This window comes from Kineosporia rhizophila, from assembly GCF_021277265.1.
GTDB classification, from domain to species: domain Bacteria; phylum Actinomycetota; class Actinomycetes; order Actinomycetales; family Kineosporiaceae; genus Kineosporia; species Kineosporia rhizophila.
The window spans coordinates 295,588-311,881 of the sequence record NZ_JAJSOH010000003.1 but is presented as its reverse complement, the minus strand read 5'-3'; the positions used below and the strand labels follow the sequence as shown (position 1 = coordinate 311,881).

Below are 16,294 nucleotides of genomic sequence, written 5' to 3'. Positions count from 1 at the left end.
CCGCTATTTCAAGATCCCCCTGGAGACACCATGAAGTTCACGAAGAGCAGCGGTCAGACGGCGACGGGACCGGCAGACTGGTTCACCGGCACCGTCTACATCGACGGCGTCCGCAACCCCGACGAGCAGTCTTCGGTGGCATGCGCGCACGTCCGCTTCACCCCGGGCGCCCGCACCGCCTGGCACCACCACCCCAAGGGCCAGACCCTCTACGTCACCGACGGCGTGGGCCTGGTGGCCACCCGCGACGGCGTGCAGGAGATCCGCCCGGGCGACGTCGTCTACATCGAACCCGGCGAGGAGCACTGGCACGGCGCCACCCCGGAGCGGTTCATGGCGCACATCGCCATCCAGGAGGCCGACGACAGCGGGCAGGTCGTGACCTGGCTCCAGCACGTGACCGACGCCGAGTACGGCGTGCGCTAACGGTTTCTCGAGCTCGGGGGCATTCCGTCAGAACAGGACGCCGTCACGAAATCGGCCTGCCCGCAGCCAGTTGCTCGGCGGCTGGTCCGATGAACAAGAGGCCCTGCCCGTCGGACACCGCAACGGGCTGTCCCGGGTAGACCCGCCGGGCGTGCTCCACGTCAGCGTCGGTCCACTCCGTCTTCTCGCTGAACCCTCGTAGCTCGTACACGAGGGTCCCGTCCCAGATCTCGACGCGGTCGACGATGCCGGGCCACTGCAGCAGCCAACCGGTGAACAGATGCCCGTCCGGCTCGCGCCACCTCGGTTCGGGGCCCTTCGGCGCCGGGGCTGACACTCGGCCGCCACCGTTTCGGCGGCCCCCAATGCACAGCGCGTGCCGGTCAGAACTAAGCGACCTGTTGGTCGGGGTAGGCGGTGTGCGCTGCCGCGAGATCCTCCTGCCCCCAGCGATGCCCTCCGGCGTACGCTCCGGCCCGGCAGAGCATGGTGCCCTGGATGATCTCGACGTCTTTCAGCATGCCGGGCCAGCGCGTCTGCCACGACAGCCCATCCGTTGCACCGTTCACCAGGTCCCCTCGAGTCAGCCGGTAGCCCGCAACCGTAGACGGCACAGGTACACCTCTGCCTTACACCTCCCCGGCCGGAGCCTGGCCAGGGCGCTGCGGCACCCACCCTCCGGTGACCCCAGGCGGGCATCTCTTTGGGTAGGACGTAGGGCTGAGAACTCAAGGACACACTCCCCCTGACGACAGGTGCTCCAGGCGCTGGTTGCGCCGACCATCCACTTCCCCCAGCACAGCTGACAGCGCCTGGTCGAGGAGGCCGCGGGCGGTGCGCGATTCGGCCCCGAAGGTCTCCCCACCTGGAAAGGCACGGCGAGATGAACATCAACGTGTCGATCTCGGCAGCACCGCCGTCGCGGAACGAACCCACAAGGGTCCCTCTGCCCTACCCTCCGCTGAGGCAGTCGGACATCGACATGATCACTGCCGCCACCGGGATGGAGTTCAAGTGGCCGCCCGCCCACGGAGAATTGTTTCCCGGCGTTGCTACTGACCTGGCCTCGGCCCGGTGGAGAGCCATGTTGGAGAACGCTCCCTGGGGAGACCTGACCACCAAAGACCTTCGGGCCCTCCACGCCCAGGGCGTCATCAACTCGGAATTCCTGCAGAAGGCTTCCGACTACCTGTCCGGCAAGGACACGGGCGACTCCGGATCGGGACGAAACCGCACCGATGCCACCAACAACGCACCAGTCGTCCGGCAGAACCCGGGCGGCACGGCTCAGGTGGACGGATATCTCTGATGCGGCAGGCATCAGGCGGGCGCGCGGTAGGTGAGCTCGTGCTGGCCCAGCCTGTTCAAGGAGTCGCGGACCACCAGGTAGACGACGTATCCGTCGTTTGCGGCGCAGTTCTCGGCGACCCAGTTCATGACCGCCTCCACATCTGCGTCGGTGAATTCCCACTCCTGGGACCAGATTGCGCCCTCCCCACGGCCCGCGTACTGCTGCTGGCGGGACAGCACGTGCACACGGAAGACGGGGTCCGCGATTTCCCATTCGCTGTCACGCGGATCGATGGCGCGAATCTCCATGCGTCATGAAACCACTGCCCAGGTCTGACCTTGGGATCCGACCGCCTGGTCAGCCGAACGTGATGTGGTCTTGGCCGTCCGCCCAGCCGTACACGCGGAAGGACTCCCCCGCCGCTGCGGCGAGCAGCCCTTCAGCGCTGTAGGCGATGGTGTGGGCGGGTAGGTCGGTGGGGTCGGCCCAGACCAGGCCGCCACACTTGTCCGGTTCGGCGTTGACCGGCTGACCGGACCAGGTGTCCGTGGCGAAGAAGAAGCCGACGCGGGTCTCGCCGTCGGGGTTGCGCTGGTGGATGACCGAGACCATCTGCACGTCGGCGGGGTCGATGTCGACGGCGAGCTCTTCGCGTGCTTCCCGGACCGCCGCGGTGACGACGTCCTCGCCTGCTTCGAGTTTCCCGCCGGGCACGTTCAGCAGGCCGGAGGCGTACCCGCCTGCTCGTTCGGCCAGCAGGACCCACCCGTCGGGGCGGCGCAGAATCATGTGGACGTCGACGGTGGACTGGAAAGGCATTGCCAGCGAATTCCTTTCGGATCAGGCGACCGCCAGGAGCGGCAATCGACAGGGATCAGGGCCGTGGCCACTGGCTGGTCGGTGCCGTACCTGGGCCACACGCAGTGGGACCTCAGATGTGGTGCGCAGCGGGTTCGAAACCGTGCTGGAGGTAGAGCGTGGTGCCTTCGGCGAGGGCCCGCGAACAAGCCCGCAGACGGCGGGCCATGTGCGGGGCGAGGAGGGTGTCCCATTCGTCGGGAGCGGCCAGGTGCCATGCGATGAGCTCGTCGGCGTTCAGCGTCAGTTGTGTGCCGGTCTGCTCGGCAGTGATCAGACCGCCGTCGAAGACGTAGTTCACCAAGGGTGGACGCCCGTCGCTCTGTTCAGGGACCCAGTCGACAACGAGGAGCCTGCCGGGGGTGTGGTCGCGGCCGAGTTCCTCCCTGACTTCGCGTTCGACGGCCTGCAATGGGTCCTCCCCCGCGTCGAGGCCGCCGCCGGGGATCTCCCAGGTGTCGTCGCGGTAGGCCGGCTGGACGAGCAGGATCCGTCCGGCGCCGTCGTGGATGACAGCCCCTGCCGCGGCGATGTGCTTGGGCAAGCTTGCGTAGTACTCCGCCGGCGGAAGCTGCGCAGGGCTCATGGGCGAGGACGCTAGCCGAGCCCACGCCGGGAGCGAGCGCCTTTGGCTGGGGGTAGGCCTCAGGCAGCGGTGTAGACCACTACGCGCAGATCCCCGGGGTTGATCACCATCACGTCCAGGTCCAGGTACAGGTGGCCGTGCACGGGGCTCGGCACCCGCAGTCGGTCGGCGGGGCCGTCCTGGGTCGGTGGGGCGTCCCAGAGCTGGGCGAACTGGGGGCTGCGGGTGAGCAGGTCGCTGATCATCGAGGTCAGCTCGGTGTCGGCGGGGTAGCGGCGGGCGGCCTGGCGCAGTTCGGCCACAACGGTGGCGCGGAAGCCGCTGAGCTGCTCGGGCTCGAGGAAGGGTGAGGGGCCGGTCTCGGTGAAGGCCCGCCAGACCACGTTGCGGGCGCGGCCGGGGGTGTCCGGCACCGTGCACACGTCGGTGTGCCAGAGCTTGTTGGCGTCGAGGACCGTCCAGGTGGCGTCGCAGATGCAGACGGCGACCTCGGTGAGGCGGTCGAGCATGCGGCGGGCCGGCTCGGTGACCTCACGCGGCACGAGGCCGTCGGGTTCCGGCGCGGCAGCGAAGCCGGCCAGGGCACGCAGGCGGTCGTGCTCTAGCGAGGTCAGCCGCAGGGCCCGGGCCAGGGCGTCGACCACGCTGGGCGAGGGGCGGCGGCGGCCTTGTTCCAGGCGCTTGACGTGTTCCTCGGAGATGCCGACGACGGCGGCCAGTTCGTCGCGGCGCAGGCCCGGCACGCGCCGGGCGGCGGGTAGCGACGGCGGCGCTCCGGCCTCGCTGGGAGTGATCCGTTGCCGCAGGGTCCGCAGCGCGGTCCCGAAGTCGTCGTCCCGCCGCACGGCTCCATTGTGTCAGGCGTGCAAAATCGGTCCTGCTGTCAGTCGCGGGCCAGGCGCGGTCCGCCCGGGGTCGCGGCGTCCGGGCCGTCGACCGGCTCCATGTAGAACCGCGAGCGCCGGATCAGGCCGTCCCGGACGGTCACGACGATGACGCCGCGCAGCTCCTGCCCGGCCGCCTTCGTGTAGTGCCACTCGCCCCAGGTCTCCTCGCCGACCTCGACCGAGTTCGTCATCTCGATCGTGATGTCGGGTGACATCTTGAAGATCATTTCCCAGTTGCGGCGCACCTGCTCGGGCCCCTGGATGTCCCGGCTGGGGTGGGCCGGCCACTCGGCGTGGAAGTCGGGGGCGAAGCAGGCGGTGACGGCGTCGAGGTCGTGGCTGTTCAGAGCGCTGATCAGGCGCTGTACCAGTGGATTGCTCATGCCGACCACGCTAGGCGCGGGCCCCCAGGCTCCGGCGGGGCCAGGATGTACCACTTTGCCGCCGGCGGATTTCGTTACACGCTGACACGTTATTATGGTCTCGTGAACGCCACCCCCTCCCCCGGCCGCCCGCGCAGCCAGCAGGCCCGGCAGGCGGTGCTCGAGGCCGCCGACGACCTGCTCGTCGAGCTCGGCTACGCGGCGATGACGATGAAGAACATCGCCGAACGGGCCGGGGTCGGGCGCCCGACGGTGTACCGCTGGTGGTCCAGCAAGGCCGAGATCCTGATCGAGGCCTGCGCCGAGGACGCGGTCGAGGACCTGGTCGTCGAGAACGACGGGCCCTGCCACGACCCCCTGGCCGAACTGCTCAGCTATCTGAAACTGCTGAACCGGTTCCTGGCCACCGAGCCACCGGGCCTGGCCTACCGGGCCCTGATCGGCGAGGCGCAGCACGATCCGCGCGTGGCCGAACTGGTCCGCGAGGCCGACCTGCTCGCACCGCCGTCGATCGCCGTGCTGGAGCGGGTGCGCGGACACGCTGCGGGGATGCCCGAGACCGGGCTGGCCCGCGCGCAACTGACCGGGCCGCTGCTGGCCCACGTGATGACGACCGGCACGCCGGCTTCGGACCACGCGCTGCAGCGGCACGCCGAAATTCTTCTCACAGGATGGCAATGACCACCACCACGAACCCGAAAACCTCACTACTGCGCCGGATCGGGATCGACACCCGCCCTCTGGCCGTCCCCGCGTTCCGCCGTCTGCTGATCGGTCAGAGCGCGGCCTTCGTCGGCTCCATGCTCACCGCCGTCGCCGTCTCGGTGCAGATGTGGGACATCACGCACTCCTCGTTCTACGTCGGCATGGTCGGCCTGGCCGGTCTCGTGCCCGTCGTCATGTTCGGCCTGTACGGCGGCGCCGTGGCCGACGCCGTGGATCGCCGCTCGCTGTATCTGCTTTCGGCCACCGTCACCTGGACCATCACGCTGTCCCTGTTGCTGCAGACGCTGTTCGACGTCCGCAGTCCCTGGCTGATCCTGGCGCTGATCTTCGTCCAGGCTGCGGGGTTCGCCGTTTCCTCCTCAACGAGAGGGGCAATCGTCCCCCGTTTGGTCGAACCGCACCTGGTGCCGGCCGCGAACGCACTGAACTACACGATGGGCAACATCGGCCAGGTGATCGGCCCGCTGGTGGCCGGCGCCCTGGTGGTGATGCCCCACGGCTACCTGTTCGCCTACGGCACCGACGCCGTGCTGTTCACGGCCGCGCTGTGGGCCGGGCTCGAGCTTCCGTCGATTCCGCCCACGGGAGTGGGCAATACGCTCGGGCTGCAGTCGGTCATCGACGGGCTGGCTTTCATCGCCCGTAGTCCGATGCTGTGGATGTCGTTCCTGGTCGACATCTGCGCCATGGTGCTGGCCATGCCCACGGCCCTGTTCCCGGCGATCGCCGAAGAGCGCTTCGACGGCAACGTGGGCCCGCTGTACGCGGCGATCGCGGTGGGATCGGTCGTGGCCGGACTGCTGGGCGGATGGATCGGCCGGGTACGCAGGCAGGGACGGGCGCTGGTCCTGGCGGTGATCGGCTGGGGAGCCTGCGTGGCGCTGGCCGGGCTGGGGCAGAACCTCTGGCTGGTGTTCGCACTGCTGGCCCTGGCGGGGGCGGCGGACCTGGTCAGTGCCGTACTGCGGCAGACCATCCTGCAGACGTTCGCACCCGACGACATGAGGGGACGCATGCAGGGAGTTTTCGTCACGGTGGTGGCCGGCGGCCCGCGGTTGGGTGATGCGCGGGCGGGCGGCATGGCGTCGTTGACCTCCCCGACCGTCTCATGGGTGGCCGGTGGCATTGCCTGCGTCGTGGTTGTGGCCGGGATCGGAGCGACCGTGCGGTCTTTCTGGACGTACGAGGCAGGACCTCAGACAGATTCGTGAGGGGCAACGCCATCAACCGGAAGTGACCCTGGTCTCCCTGTGTTTACCCGGCCCAAATCGGGTCTTTCTGGCATCTTTCTGCCACCTGGGCACACCGCCCCACTCCCTGGAGGCCCCCACATGTCCCCGCACCACAACCGTCGCCTGACCGCCCTGGCCCTCAGCACTCCCCTACTGGGCCTCGGCTTCGCTGTTCTGCCGGCCACCGCCGCACAGGCCGCACCGGACGGCAACACCGTCATCGCCGTCATGGAGACCCACGAGGAAGGTGTCCGCGACTACCTGACCTACGCCAGCATCGGCTCCTGGAACACCCCCCTGAACATCCTGGTGAACGAGTCGGCCGACGGCACCCAGCTGATCTACACCGTCGACGACACCCGGGAGATTGAGATCCAGGAGGGCTGCACCTATCCGGACGCCGCCGATCTGACCAAGGTCCGGTGCGAGGTGGCCCGTGTCGAGAACGCCTCGCTCGCCGATTTCTACCTCTACGACGGCGACGACAAGGTGACCTTCACCAACAACACCAGCGCCGACATCACCGACATCCGCCTCGGTGACGGCGACGACACCTACACCGCCGGGCGGGCCGATCAGATCGACGCGGACATCCGCGGCGACTTCGGGCAGGACACGATCACTGCCGGTTCCGGGGCCATGGTGAAGGGCGGCTTCGGCGACGACATCATCACCCTCATGGGCTGGAAGGGCGACGTGTGGGGCGACGCCGGCAACGACGAGATCCAGGGCAGCGCCGGTCCGGACAACCTGCGCGGAGGTGAGGGCGCGGACGTCATCTACGGCAACGACGGAGACGACTACATCACCGGCGACCAGGGCAACGACTCGCTGTACGGCGGCCGCGAGAACGACACGCTGTACGGCAACAGCGGCGACGACACGATCTTCGGCAACAGCGGAGACGACTACATCTCCGGTGGGCCGGGCGAGGACACCCTCTCCGGCGGAGCCGGGACCAACACCGTCGTCAACTGACCCGATGGGCCTGGCCGGCACCCCGGCCAGGCCCACTCAGATCGGCGGACGCCTGTCGCGCCAGGGCCGTACCCGCTCGAACGCGGCCGCCGCGGCCAGCACGTCGTGGTCGGCGTTCATCCGCCCGGCGATCTGCAGACCCACCGGACGGGCGTCGCGGGTGAAGCCGCACGGCACCGAAATAGCCGGGCTGGTGGTCATGTTGAACGGGTGGGTCAGGGTCCAGCCGAACAGCCGGTCGCGTAACGAACTGCCGCTGTAGCGGTCTGGGGCGAAGGCCTCGGCGCCGAAGGCGGCCACGGTGGTGGTCGGGCTGATCAGCAGCCGGTGCCCGGTCATGAACGAGGCGAATGCGTCCCAGACCTTGCCGCGTAGAGCTTCGCCCCGGGCGACCTCGGCCAGAGTCACGTCGTCGCCGTACAGCACCAGGTCGATCAGCTCGTCGGCCAGCTGACCCCGCATCGACGGCCATTCGAGCGCACCCCGCATCCCCGCGAAACCCGGCACACACACGCCCATCCAGATTGCCTCCTGCAGACGCTCCCAGTCCGGCGTCGCCTCGACGACTTCCGCGCCCAGTTCGGTGAAAGCATCAACAGCCGAACGACAGATCGCCGCGACCTCCTCGTCCACCTCCGCAAACCCCAGATCCGGCGAATAGGCAATCTTCCACCCCTCTGGGCCCGCTCCGGCAGGTTCACCCAAACCGTTGCGAGACAAAGGATCGCGAGCGTCGTAGCCAGCACAGACGTCCATTGTTGTGACCACGTCGGCCACCGATCGCGCCAGCACCCCGTGACTGAGATTGCTGACGAATCGCTGCGGCAGCAGCGTGTGCGGGATCGTGCCCGTGGTGGGTTTGAAGCCGACCACCCCGCTGAAAGCCGCTGGCACGCGAACAGACCCACCGGCGTCCGTACCTTCAGCAATAGGCCCGATGCCCGCCGCAACCGCCGCGGCGGCGCCGCCGCTTGAACCACCGGGGCTCAGCTCAAGGTTCCAGGGGTTGCGAGTCGCGCCGAACAACCGGTTGTGACTGATGGCGCTGTAGCCACCTTCGCTGCTGTTGGTCTGCCCCAGGTACAGTCCGTCGGCGGCGCGCATGCGTTCGACCACGATTGCGTCGTGTTGCGCTAAGCGGTCTTTCAGGAATGCGAAGCCGAGCGTGTGGGGCACTCCGGCCACGGGCGTCAGTTCTTTGTGGGTGTAGGGAACACCGAAAAGAGCACCCAGAGGACGTCCGGACGCACGTTTGGCATCAAGGGCTGCGGCCTCGCGGTGGATCCGGTCCTCGTCGAGATGGACCAGGGCGTTGATCGCGGGGTTCACGGCCCGGATCCGCCCGATCATGGCCTCGGCGATCTGGGCGACCGTGAGCCGCCCGTCGCGGGCGCCGGCGGTCAGCTCGGCGGCATCGGCCCAGATGATGTCGGTGTCGTCCATGGCACTATCAGACCTCATCGCGTTCAGCGCGTGGGCAGAAGTACCCCTTGGGTCAGCAGGCGCAGGCACCGCTCCAGGAAGGCCCGGGGCTCGCCGCCCTGATCGATCCAGCTTTCCACGGCCAGCCGGTTCGCGGTGACCACGCTCGCACTGGCATACCGCAGGGCGATGGCATCGGTGCCCGGGTCGAGGTGCGGGGCCAGGATCGGCCCCAGGGCCAGCGCGCATTCCTCATGAGCGCGCAGCCAGGCAGGTTTCAGTTCCGGTGTGGAGACCACGAGGCGGGTCACTTCGAGATCCAGAGGGCTTCTCGGGCTGGCCAGTGAGCCCGCCAGGGCATCGCACAGGCCCTCCACCAGGGCAGTGCCCACCGGCAGCGCCTCGACCCGGGTCACGTACTGCAGCAGCCCTTGCTCGATGAACGGGCCCAGGGCATCGGCCTTGGACGGGAAGTACCGGTGGAAGGTGCGGGCGGAGACGCCGGCGGTGTCGGCGATGTCCTGCACCGTCGTGGCCGCCACTCCCCTGTTCACGAACAGGTCCGCGGCGATGTCGGAGAGCTCCAGCAGGGTGGCCTGGCGCCGGCGCTCGGCCAGGGACAGCTTCTCGCGACTCACATTCACAGCACCGATCGTACCTACATGTCAGATTCTGCCACACTGTCTGTATCTGACATTGAGGTGTATGGTCCCTGGTCAAGCGAGGCCCCAAGGCCCCGCACGCAACGACAAGGAGGTCGGCATGCGCATGCAGGACAAGGTGGTGGTGATCACCGGCGCGGGCTCGGGCCTGGGCCGGGAGTCGGCGCTGCTGTTCGCCGCCGAAGGTGCCCGGGTGGTCGTCACCGACCTGATCGCCGACCGCGCGGAGAAGGTGACCGGCGAGGTGAGCGAAGCCGGCGGCCAGGCCGTCTGGCGACAGGCAGACGTACGCGTCGAGGCCGACATGCAGGCGGCGGTCGCGCTGGCCACCGACACCTGGGGGCGGCTGGACGTCATGTTCGCGAACGCCGGTATCGCCGAGATCGGTTTCGGCAGCGTTGCCTTCGAGGATCTGACGCTGGAGAACTGGAACGCCGTCCAGGCCACCAACCTGACCGGAGTGTTCCTGGCCGCAAAGGCTGCCGCCCCGGTGATGAAGGCCCAGGGCAGCGGGAACATCGTGGTCACCAGCTCGGCCTCGTCCTACGCGGCCTACCCGCACTTCATCAGCTACACCGCCTCCAAGCACGGTGTGAACGGCCTGGTGAAGGTGCTCGCGTTCGAACTCGGCCGGTTCGGGATCCGGGTCAACGCGCTCTGCCCGACCCACGGCATGTCCGCCAACCTGGCCATGGCCCCCGACGCACCGGTGCTGGGCAAGTCCTACGAAGAATTGCAGCCCTGGGACAAGGCCAATGCCGCCATGCCCCTGCGCCTGGACCGCCCACCCGTCCTACGCGACAACGCCAACGTCGCTCTCTTCCTGGCCAGCGACGAGTCGGGCTACATGTCCGGCGTCTGTCTGCCGGCCACCGACGGCGGCACCCTCTCCCGCGTCGCCATCATTTTCCCCGAAGACCTGGGCGGTAGCGGCCTGGGGACTGGAGTCACGTCATGAGCAAGCTGCAGGGCAAGGTCGCCTTCGTCACCGGCGCCGCACGAGGCCAGGGCCGCGCTGAGGCGCTGGCTTTCGCCCGGGAAGGTGCCGACCTGATCCTCACCGACCTGTGCGCCTCCCCCACCGCCACCGACTACCCCGCCCCCACGCCTGACGACCTGGCCGAGACCGTGGCCCTCGTTGAGAAGCTGGACCGGCGAGTCGTCCACGCCATCGCGGATGTCCGGGATCTGTCCGCCCTGGAAGCCCTGGTGAGCGACGGCGTCAGCCAGCTGGGCCGCCTGGACGTCGTGGTCGCCAACGCGGGAATCGTCACCTGGGGCCGGTTCTGGGAAATGTCCCCGCAGCGCTGGCAGGACATGATCGACATCAACCTCACCGGCGTCTTCAACACCATGCGTGCCGCGGTACCGGCGATGATCGAGGCCAACAACGGCGGCTCCATCATCGCGACCAGCTCCGTCGCAGGCATCAAGTCCCTGCCCGGCCAGTCGCACTACAGCGCGGCCAAGGCCGGTGTCGTAGGACTGGTGAAGTCCGCTGCTCTCGAGCTAGCGCCCTACCGCATCAGGGTGAACTCCGTGCACCCCTGGGGTGTGCGCACTCCCATGGGCGAGATGGGCGCCGAGGCCCAGAAGGTGTTCGCCGACAACCCCTCCTATGCGAACGCCATGGGCCAGGTCCTCTTCGACCCGCCAATCTCCGAGCCCGAAGACATCGCCGCCGGTGTGCTGTTCCTGGCCAGCGACGACTCCCGGACCATGACGGGCGCGCAGCTCACCCTGGATCACGGAGCCACGAAGATCTAGCACGCTCATCATGAGTCCCCTCGAATGGGGACAATTGCGTCGCCTGCACGACAGACTGCTGCCATGGCTCTGTTCGGATTCTTCCGGCGTCGCTCCGCCGATCCTGCCCCGGCCACCCGCCGGCCCGAAGTGCCCCCTGCCGCCGCCGAACAGCCCCTGACCGGCGGCGGCGAGGGCACCACCGTCCGGATGCCGACTCTGGGCGAGAGCATCACGGAGTGCACGGTGGCTCGCTGGCTGAGACAGCCGGGCGATTCGGTGCGGGCGGGCGAGCCGCTGCTGGAAGTCTCGACCGACAAGGTCGACACTGAGATCCCGTCGCCGGTCACCGGGGTCATCCGGGAGATCCTGGTGCGCGAGAACGAGACGGTGAAGGTCGGTGCCGCTCTGGCGGTCGTCCGATCACGGTGAGCGCCCAGACCCGAAGGACTTCGCGTGACGACTCTGCGAGAGCTGCACAGCATTTCCCTCGAGCCTCTCACGCCTCCGACACCGAGGTTGCTGCGGTCTACTTGTTCCTGGACCCGCTCGTGGCCAGCAACGAGGAGGCCAACCCCAGCCTCACGCAACCCGGGGTGGAGCAGAATCCCCAAGTGGTGGCCGATGAGCTTGCCGCAGTGATCGCCAAGCCCCGTGGGCAGAAGCCCTTCCGCACCGGGGTCGACTTCACCGGCGCGGGTGTCGAGCACGTCATGGCCTTCTCGGACCTCACCCGGGAAGCCTTCGTCAGGCGGATGGGATTTGGCGGGCCCCTTCGGCTCAGGGACTGACCACAACACGTAGAATTGCCCGATGGGTGCCAAGCGTGGGGCTGACGTTCCCCGGCGACATCTTTCGGTACACCTCGACGGCCCGGCCCAGCGTGCCGTCGACGAGCATCGTTCGATCTGGGATCCGGTGATGTACCGGATCGCGCCCGCCCACGTGAGCGTCACCTATCCCGAGGAGACGTTCGACACAGATCTTCTGCTCGATCGAGCCGCCCAGACAACCTCATTAACAGCACCTTTCCCGATCCGACTCGGCGCCTTCTCCGGCTTGGACGAAGGTCGCGCAGGCGTCATCGTCATGATCGACGACACAGAAGGCCAATTGGAGACGCTTCGGGCCCAGTTGCTTCTGCCGCCCCAGCGGTGCAGTGGGTATCCGTTTCACTCCACCGTTGTGCACCCCCGGACATCAGCCGCCGGGGCTGCCTGTTGGGCACGACTACGCGGCGCCGCTCTGGACATGTCTTTCACGGTGCGGGAACTGCTGTGGACGGAGACCGATGCCAGTACCCGACGGGTGCTGGCACGGTTTCCGCTCACCGGCCGCCCCCGGGCCTCCTGGCAACCTCAGGGGTCTGGCCCCTAAGCCTCGATCCGCGGGATCGGCCCTGAGGGCTGATCTTGGGATAGGAGTAGTTGGCTGGGCACAGCTGAGTCGCTGGTCTGTCCAGCTTTTCCGGTGGTCTGCTCGTGACGGTCTTGGGGTTCCCGGGGCAGGGTCGGGTGCTGGCGGGCCGTGGAGTGTGGGTCAGGTCTGGAAGACGTTCTCCAGAGTCGGTTCCAGGGTGTGGCGGTGGGCCAGTGGGTGGGTAGGTGCAGGACAGGGCGTCGTTGGGGGCGGGTTAGTCGGGCGGGGATGTGGACGATCTGACGGCGTAGGGTCGTGTCGCGGGCTCGGGCTGCAGTGGTGGTGGGGGAGCATCCAGGCGGCGTTGGCGGCGAAGGAGCCGGAGCGCTCGGGCGGACGAAGGGTCTCCGGAGACTTGACGCTGGGCGGTGGAGGGTTTGCGACTGGAGAGCGCAGATCGATTCCCTCGCCTTCCTGCGCGACCTGCCGCGACTGCAGTACCTGTGGATACACACGCTGGCGGCCCAGGACCGCGACTACACGCCACTGCTCGACCTGCCCAATCTGACCGAGCTGAGGGTCATGAAGGTTCGCGGAATGCGGCCCAGCCATGCCGATCTGGCCAGAGTTCATCCTTCTCTCAGGTGTTAGAGCGTAGGTGTTTTTGGACGTTCGTGGGCACCTCAGCCGACGTCGTAGGTGAGGTGGGTGGCTGTCGAGGTGACGACGGTACTGCGCTGGGTGAGCTGACGGGTCGGCCCGCTGAGGAACAGCGGGGTGCCTGATCCGAGCACGACCGGCGAGAGGTGCAGGACCAGTGTGTCGAGCAGCCCGGCGGCGAGCGCGGAGCCGATGAGCCGGCCGCCGCCCATGAGGACGACGTCGCCGCCCGCCTTCTCGGCGTGGGGGCGGGCGGCGGCGATGGCGTCGGGAAGGCCGGTGGTGACGAAGGTCCAGTCCAGATCGGTGAGCCGGACGGACGCGGGTGGGGTGCTGGTGACGACGAAGAAGGCTGGTCGGCCGGCTTCGCGGGCGCCGTAGCCGACCTCGTCGTTCCAGCCCTGTGGGCCGTCGACGACGTCGAACAGGTTGCGGCCGAGGATGACGGCACCGGAGCGTTCGGTACTCTCGCGCATGATGCGGGCGTCGTCCGGGTCGTCGGAGAACGCCCAGGCGTGGATGGGTCGGCCTCCGGTGCCGAGGCCGTTGTCCGGGCCGGCGTCGGGTCCGGTGACGAAGCCGTCGAGGGAAACGGAGATGTCGGCGATGATCCGGGTCATGGTGGGTTGGACCGGCCGGCCCGACGGATCTCATCGGTGGGGCGACGCACCTCGGCGGGCGGCCTGGCCGATCTTGTCGGTGGGTGCCTCTATGTTCTGGGTCATGAACTTCCGCGTGCCTCTCCCCGCTGGTCCTTGTGCTCGTGCTGACGCCCGGGCACCTCACCACCCGGCTGTGCTGCTGGGCGGTGAGTCGCGATGAGCGATACGGCGATCGGTGCGGGCACGGTGCTCGGGCGGGACGAGTACCTGCAGGCGGTTGAGACGGTTCGTGCGGCGGCGGGCGTGTACTACGCCACCACCGAGGTCGCAGCAGACGCACCGAGCGGCGCGGGCGTCACCGTGCTGGACGATGCCACCTACGACCAACTGGTGCGCGACATCGCCGCGACCGAGGCCGCGCACCCGCAGTGGCAGGTCGAGAACTCCCCCACACAGGTGGTGGCCGGGGCGGCGGGCGACGTCGAGCACACCGTGCCCATGCTGTCGCTGGACAACGTGTTCTCGGCTGCCGATCTGCTGGAGTGGCACGCAGGTCTGGCCAAGCGGCTGGGGCACGAGCCGCGGTACGTGGTCGAGCCCAAGCTGGACGGTCTGGCGCTGGCGGCGCGGTACGAGAACGGTTCCCTGGTGCAGATCATCACCCGCGGTGATGGTCTGCACGGTGAAGACGTGACCTTCGCTGTCGCGGCCATCGTCGGGCTGCCGGCCACGCTGGCCCGGCCTCTGACGCTGGAGGTGCGTGGGGAGGTCATGCTCACCGACACCCAGTTCGAGGCGGCGAACGAGCTGCGGCTGGCCAACGGTGACAAGGCTTTCGTCAACCCGCGTAACGGGGTCGCCGGTGCTCTGCGCGGCTCACGCGACCGCACCTACATCATCCCCATGACGTTCTTCGCCTACCAGGTGCTTCCCCTGCCCGACACCTACTCCGGCCCCAAACCCAATGCAGACATTGCTTATTCGGCGGCGATCGAGCTGCTGGGCGAGCTGGGTGTGCACACCGCCGCCACCACGAGGGCGGGCATCGCGGTGGTCGACACCCTGCCGCAGGCTCAGGAGTACATCGACGCTCTGCTGGCGGCCCGGGCGGATCTGGGCTTCGGTATCGACGGTGCGGTAATCAAGGCCGACGCGTACGCCGACCGTGAGGCCGCGGGCTCGTCCTCGCGGGCGCCGCGCTGGGGCACGGCCTACAAGTACCCGTCCGACTCGCGCCTGACCACCCTCGAAGAGGTCATCTGGCAGGTCGGCCGCACCGGGGTCATCACACCCCGCGGGCGGGTCGCACCGGTGTTCGTCGGCGGGGTCACGGTCAGCTACGCCACCCTGCACAACCCCAACGATCTGGCCCGCCAGGGCCTGATGATCGGCGACACCGTGATGGTCCTGCGCGCGGGCGAGGTCATTCCCCGCATCGAGGGCTTCGTCGCGGCCGCCCGCACCGGTAACGAGACCGAGATCGAGGTGCCGCAGGTCTGCCCGAACTGCGGCGGCGAGATCGACCGCTCCCAGGAACGCTGGCGCTGCAAGCAGGGCCGCATCTGCGCCCTGCCCCAGGCCGTGCGTTACGCCGTGGCCCGCGACTGCTGGGACATCGAGTCCGTCGGCGAGAAGCTCGTGCGCCAACTCGTCGACACCGGCCTGGTCACCGACGTCGCCGACCTGTTCACCCTCACCCAGGAGCAGCTGCTCGAACTCGACCGGATCGGTGAGGCCTCGGCCGCCAAGGTCCTGAGCGAGATCGAGGGGGCCAAGGCCAAGCCGCTGGCCCGCACGCTGACCGCCCTCGGCGTGCGCGGCACCGGCCGCTCGATGAGCCGCCGCATCGCCCGCTGGTTCGGCACCATGGAAGCCATCCAGGCCGCCACCGCCGCCGACCTCGAGGAGGTCGACGGTATCGGCCCGGAGAAGGCCCCGGTCATCGTCGAGGAGCTGGCCGAGCTGGCGCCGGTCGTGCAGAAGCTGCGCGAGGCCGGGGTGAACATGACCGAGCCGGGCCTGTCCGGCCGTGAGGCGGCGGCCCGGGCGGCCGAGAGCAGCGCTGAGGCAGCCGCCCTGCTGCCGCTGACCGGTGAGAACGGCAAACCGATGACGGTGGTGGTCACCGGGAAGATGACCGGCCCGCTGGCCGAGTTGTCCCGCAACGAGATGAACGAGCTGATCGAGCGGGCCGGGGGCAAGTCCAGCGGCTCGGTGTCCAAGACCACCGGCCTGCTGGTCGCCTCCGAGAGCGGCTCCAGCAAGTACACCAAGGCCGAGGCACTGGGTATCACGATCGAGACCCCGGACGAGTTCGCCGAGCGCGTGGCCGACTTCCTGGCACTGGACGAATAGCGAGCAGCTCGGAGCAACGTTGTGGACCGGCCGGATCGACCGCAGGATCGGTCCGGCCGTGCACGGCAAAGGACGCGCAGGCAGCGATGTCAGCTCAGCATCCGAGGCGACCGCCGGTTTA

The 16,294-nt window shown here is 68.5% G+C and carries 21 protein-coding genes and 1 pseudogene; 11 read left to right on the top strand and 11 right to left on the bottom strand.

Going from position 1 to position 16,294, the window contains the following annotated elements; genetic code table 11:
* The first annotated feature begins 30 nt into the window (after positions 1–30).
* Complete coding sequence (locus LWF15_RS08210; RefSeq protein WP_232809794.1) at positions 31–426, top strand: (R)-mandelonitrile lyase; 396 nt, start codon at positions 31–33, stop codon at positions 424–426.
* Between the two features lie 43 nt (positions 427–469).
* On the opposite strand, the gene LWF15_RS08205 is transcribed toward LWF15_RS08210, so the two are convergent.
* A complete protein-coding gene (locus LWF15_RS08205) occupies positions 470–763 on the bottom strand; it encodes a hypothetical protein (protein WP_232809793.1) in 294 nt (97 codons plus the stop codon).
* Between the two features lie 52 nt (positions 764–815).
* Entirely contained in the window at positions 816–995 is a 180-nt protein-coding gene (locus LWF15_RS08200) for a hypothetical protein (protein ID WP_232809792.1), read from the bottom strand.
* A gap of 413 nt (positions 996–1,408) precedes the next feature.
* Here LWF15_RS08200 and LWF15_RS08195 point away from each other — a divergent pair, with 413 nt between their 5' ends.
* Positions 1,409–1,735 (top strand): hypothetical protein, encoded by a 327-nt coding sequence (locus LWF15_RS08195; protein WP_232809791.1) that lies wholly within the window; start codon positions 1,409–1,411, stop codon positions 1,733–1,735.
* Positions 1,736–1,746: 11 nt separating this feature from the next.
* On the opposite strand, the gene LWF15_RS08190 is transcribed toward LWF15_RS08195, so the two are convergent.
* The 5 genes from LWF15_RS08190 to LWF15_RS08170 form a co-directional block, all read right to left on the bottom strand.
* Complete coding sequence (locus tag LWF15_RS08190; protein ID WP_232809790.1) at positions 1,747–2,025, bottom strand: hypothetical protein; 279 nt, start codon at positions 2,023–2,025, stop codon at positions 1,747–1,749.
* A 49-nt stretch (positions 2,026–2,074) separates the two neighbouring features.
* Positions 2,075–2,536 (bottom strand): NUDIX domain-containing protein, encoded by a 462-nt coding sequence (locus LWF15_RS08185; RefSeq protein ID WP_232809789.1) that lies wholly within the window; start codon positions 2,534–2,536, stop codon positions 2,075–2,077.
* A 112-nt stretch (positions 2,537–2,648) separates the two neighbouring features.
* Entirely contained in the window at positions 2,649–3,161 is a 513-nt protein-coding gene (locus LWF15_RS08180) for an NUDIX domain-containing protein (RefSeq protein WP_232809788.1), read from the bottom strand.
* A gap of 59 nt (positions 3,162–3,220) precedes the next feature.
* Entirely contained in the window at positions 3,221–4,006 is a 786-nt protein-coding gene (locus LWF15_RS08175) for a helix-turn-helix domain-containing protein (protein ID WP_232809787.1), read from the bottom strand.
* A gap of 38 nt (positions 4,007–4,044) precedes the next feature.
* Positions 4,045–4,431, bottom strand: a complete 387-nt coding sequence (locus LWF15_RS08170) for a nuclear transport factor 2 family protein (RefSeq protein WP_232809786.1) — start codon at positions 4,429–4,431, stop codon at positions 4,045–4,047.
* Between the two features lie 102 nt (positions 4,432–4,533).
* On the opposite strand from LWF15_RS08170, the gene LWF15_RS08165 reads away from it, so the two are divergent.
* The 3 genes from LWF15_RS08165 to LWF15_RS08155 all read left to right on the top strand — a co-directional run bounded on the left by LWF15_RS08165 (position 4,534) and on the right by LWF15_RS08155 (position 7,367).
* Positions 4,534–5,112: a TetR/AcrR family transcriptional regulator gene (locus tag LWF15_RS08165; protein WP_232809785.1), complete on the top strand. Its 579-nt coding sequence runs from the start codon at positions 4,534–4,536 to the stop codon at positions 5,110–5,112.
* Complete coding sequence (locus LWF15_RS08160; protein WP_232809784.1) at positions 5,109–6,368, top strand: MFS transporter; 1,260 nt, start codon at positions 5,109–5,111, stop codon at positions 6,366–6,368. The genes LWF15_RS08165 and LWF15_RS08160 overlap by 4 nt, the downstream gene beginning before the upstream one ends.
* 120 nt (positions 6,369–6,488) lie before the next feature.
* Positions 6,489–7,367: a calcium-binding protein gene (locus LWF15_RS08155; RefSeq protein WP_232809783.1), complete on the top strand. Its 879-nt coding sequence runs from the start codon at positions 6,489–6,491 to the stop codon at positions 7,365–7,367.
* Between the two features lie 36 nt (positions 7,368–7,403).
* On the opposite strand, the gene LWF15_RS08150 is transcribed toward LWF15_RS08155, so the two are convergent.
* Positions 7,404–8,810, bottom strand: coding sequence for an amidase (locus tag LWF15_RS08150; RefSeq protein ID WP_232809782.1), 1,407 nt, complete (start codon positions 8,808–8,810; stop codon positions 7,404–7,406).
* A 23-nt stretch (positions 8,811–8,833) separates the two neighbouring features.
* Positions 8,834–9,433 carry a TetR family transcriptional regulator gene (locus LWF15_RS08145; protein ID WP_232809781.1) on the bottom strand — a complete coding sequence of 200 codons (600 nt, stop codon included), beginning with the start codon at positions 9,431–9,433 and terminating at the stop codon, positions 8,834–8,836.
* A 118-nt stretch (positions 9,434–9,551) separates the two neighbouring features.
* Between LWF15_RS08145 and LWF15_RS08140 the strand changes: the two genes are divergently transcribed.
* The 5 genes from LWF15_RS08140 (at position 9,552) to LWF15_RS08120 (ending at position 12,574) form a co-directional block, all read left to right on the top strand.
* Positions 9,552–10,409: an SDR family NAD(P)-dependent oxidoreductase gene (locus LWF15_RS08140; protein WP_232809780.1), complete on the top strand. Its 858-nt coding sequence runs from the start codon at positions 9,552–9,554 to the stop codon at positions 10,407–10,409.
* On the top strand, positions 10,406–11,218 hold the full coding sequence (locus LWF15_RS08135; RefSeq protein WP_232809779.1) for a mycofactocin-coupled SDR family oxidoreductase: 813 nt from the start codon (positions 10,406–10,408) through the stop codon (positions 11,216–11,218). Before LWF15_RS08140 ends, LWF15_RS08135 begins: the two co-directional genes overlap by 4 nt.
* A gap of 63 nt (positions 11,219–11,281) precedes the next feature.
* Entirely contained in the window at positions 11,282–11,629 is a 348-nt protein-coding gene (locus LWF15_RS08130) for a lipoyl domain-containing protein (protein ID WP_232809778.1), read from the top strand.
* 119 nt (positions 11,630–11,748) lie between these two features.
* Complete coding sequence (locus tag LWF15_RS08125) at positions 11,749–11,988, top strand: hypothetical protein (protein WP_232809777.1); 240 nt, start codon at positions 11,749–11,751, stop codon at positions 11,986–11,988.
* Between the two features lie 22 nt (positions 11,989–12,010).
* The gene (locus LWF15_RS08120) at positions 12,011–12,574 is read left to right on the top strand and encodes a 2'-5' RNA ligase family protein (protein WP_232809776.1); all 564 of its coding nucleotides are present in this window, start codon (positions 12,011–12,013) and stop codon (positions 12,572–12,574) included.
* Between the two features lie 149 nt (positions 12,575–12,723).
* On the opposite strand, the pseudogene LWF15_RS38080 reads toward LWF15_RS08120, so the two are convergent.
* Positions 12,724–12,888: pseudogene (locus LWF15_RS38080) on the bottom strand (IS1380 family transposase); the annotation flags it as partial.
* A gap of 351 nt (positions 12,889–13,239) precedes the next feature.
* Positions 13,240–13,836 carry a dihydrofolate reductase family protein gene (locus tag LWF15_RS08115; RefSeq protein ID WP_232809775.1) on the bottom strand — a complete coding sequence of 199 codons (597 nt, stop codon included), beginning with the start codon at positions 13,834–13,836 and terminating at the stop codon, positions 13,240–13,242.
* A gap of 198 nt (positions 13,837–14,034) precedes the next feature.
* Between LWF15_RS08115 and ligA the strand changes: the two genes are divergently transcribed.
* Positions 14,035–16,173 (top strand): NAD-dependent DNA ligase LigA, encoded by a 2,139-nt coding sequence (gene ligA, locus LWF15_RS08110; RefSeq protein ID WP_232809774.1) that lies wholly within the window; start codon positions 14,035–14,037, stop codon positions 16,171–16,173.
* Positions 16,174–16,294: the final 121 nt, after the last annotated feature.

What these genes read in the sequence shown, in the direction of transcription:
- LWF15_RS08210 (WP_232809794.1), top strand. Translation starts at nt 31, where the DNA reads ATGAAGTTCACGAAGAGCAGCGGTCAGACGGCGACGGGACCGGCAGAC.
- LWF15_RS08195 (WP_232809791.1), top strand. Translation starts at nt 1,409, where the DNA reads ATGATCACTGCCGCCACCGGGATGGAGTTCAAGTGGCCGCCCGCCCAC.
- LWF15_RS08190 (WP_232809790.1), bottom strand. Translation starts at nt 2,025, where the DNA reads ATGGAGATTCGCGCCATCGATCCGCGTGACAGCGAATGGGAAATCGCG.
- LWF15_RS08185 (WP_232809789.1), bottom strand. Translation starts at nt 2,536, where the DNA reads ATGCCTTTCCAGTCCACCGTCGACGTCCACATGATTCTGCGCCGCCCC.
- LWF15_RS08180 (WP_232809788.1), bottom strand. Translation starts at nt 3,161, where the DNA reads ATGAGCCCTGCGCAGCTTCCGCCGGCGGAGTACTACGCAAGCTTGCCC.
- LWF15_RS08170 (WP_232809786.1), bottom strand. Translation starts at nt 4,431, where the DNA reads ATGAGCAATCCACTGGTACAGCGCCTGATCAGCGCTCTGAACAGCCAC.
- LWF15_RS08160 (WP_232809784.1), top strand. Translation starts at nt 5,109, where the DNA reads ATGACCACCACCACGAACCCGAAAACCTCACTACTGCGCCGGATCGGG.
- LWF15_RS08155 (WP_232809783.1), top strand. Translation starts at nt 6,489, where the DNA reads ATGTCCCCGCACCACAACCGTCGCCTGACCGCCCTGGCCCTCAGCACT.
- LWF15_RS08150 (WP_232809782.1), bottom strand. Translation starts at nt 8,810, where the DNA reads ATGGACGACACCGACATCATCTGGGCCGATGCCGCCGAGCTGACCGCC.
- LWF15_RS08140 (WP_232809780.1), top strand. Translation starts at nt 9,552, where the DNA reads ATGCGCATGCAGGACAAGGTGGTGGTGATCACCGGCGCGGGCTCGGGC.
- LWF15_RS08135 (WP_232809779.1), top strand. Translation starts at nt 10,406, where the DNA reads ATGAGCAAGCTGCAGGGCAAGGTCGCCTTCGTCACCGGCGCCGCACGA.
- LWF15_RS08130 (WP_232809778.1), top strand. Translation starts at nt 11,282, where the DNA reads ATGGCTCTGTTCGGATTCTTCCGGCGTCGCTCCGCCGATCCTGCCCCG.
- LWF15_RS08120 (WP_232809776.1), top strand. Translation starts at nt 12,011, where the DNA reads ATGGGTGCCAAGCGTGGGGCTGACGTTCCCCGGCGACATCTTTCGGTA.
- LWF15_RS08115 (WP_232809775.1), bottom strand. Translation starts at nt 13,836, where the DNA reads ATGACCCGGATCATCGCCGACATCTCCGTTTCCCTCGACGGCTTCGTC.
- ligA (WP_232809774.1), top strand. Translation starts at nt 14,035, where the DNA reads ATGAGCGATACGGCGATCGGTGCGGGCACGGTGCTCGGGCGGGACGAG.